This window comes from Streptomyces huiliensis, assembly GCF_020037025.1.
In the GTDB taxonomy this organism is placed as follows: Bacteria; Actinomycetota; Actinomycetes; order Streptomycetales; family Streptomycetaceae; genus Streptomyces; species Streptomyces huiliensis.
Map to the genome: position 1 here is coordinate 1 of NZ_JAIQLH010000525.1, position 1,287 is coordinate 1,287.

Below are 1,287 nucleotides of genomic sequence, written 5' to 3' on the forward strand. Positions count from 1 at the left end.
ATCACCGGACATGGCCCCCCTTCTCCCGAAGTTACGGGGGCATTTTGCCGAGTTCCTTAACCATAGTTCACCCGAACGCCTCGGTATTCTCTACCTGACCACCTGAGTCGGTTTAGGGTACGGGCCGCCATGAAACTCGCTAGAGGCTTTTCTCGACAGCATAGGATCATCCACTTCACCACAATCGGCTCGGCATCAGGTCTCAGCCTTAACGTGTGACGGATTTGCCTACCACACGGCCTACACCCTTACCCCGGGACAACCACCGCCCGGGCTGGACTACCTTCCTGCGTCACCCCATCGCTTACCTACTACAAGTCTGGATCGTCGGCTCCACCACTTTCCTTCACCCGAAGGATCCGGAACGGCTTCACGGACTTAGCATCGCCTGATTCGATATTGGGCGTTTCAAAGCGGGTACCGGAATATCAACCGGTTGTCCATCGACTACGCCTGTCGGCCTCGCCTTAGGTCCCGACTTACCCTGGGCAGATCAGCTTGACCCAGGAACCCTTAGTCAATCGGCGCACACGTTTCCCACGTGTGTATCGCTACTCATGCCTGCATTCTCACTCGTGAACCGTCCACAACTCGCTTCCGCGGCTGCTTCACCCGGCACACGACGCTCCCCTACCCATCACAGTCCCCGTTAGGAGTATGTACTGCAATGACACGACTTCGGCGGTACGCTTGAGCCCCGCTACATTGTCGGCGCGGAATCACTTGACCAGTGAGCTATTACGCACTCTTTCAAGGGTGGCTGCTTCTAAGCCAACCTCCTGGTTGTCTCTGCGACTCCACATCCTTTCCCACTTAGCGTACGCTTAGGGGCCTTAGTCGATGCTCTGGGCTGTTTCCCTCTCGACCATGGAGCTTATCCCCCACAGTCTCACTGCCGCGCTCTCACTTACCGGCATTCGGAGTTTGGCTAAGGTCAGTAACCCGGTAGGGCCCATCGCCTATCCAGTGCTCTACCTCCGGCAAGAAACACACGACGCTGCACCTAAATGCATTTCGGGGAGAACCAGCTATCACGGAGTTTGATTGGCCTTTCACCCCTAACCACAGGTCATCCCCCAGGTTTTCAACCCTGGTGGGTTCGGTCCTCCACGAAGTCTTACCTCCGCTTCAACCTGCCCATGGCTAGATCACTCCGCTTCGGGTCTTGGGCGCGCTACTCAACCGCCCTATTCGGACTCGCTTTCGCTACGGCTTCCCCACACGGGTTAACCTCGCAACACACCGCAAACTCGCAGGCTCATTCTTCAAAAGGCACGCAGTCACGAC

General features: G+C 56.9%; 1 rRNA gene. It reads right to left on the reverse strand.

The features are described from left to right. A 23S ribosomal RNA gene (locus tag JNW98_RS35640) occupies window positions 1-1,287 on the reverse strand; the annotation flags it as partial.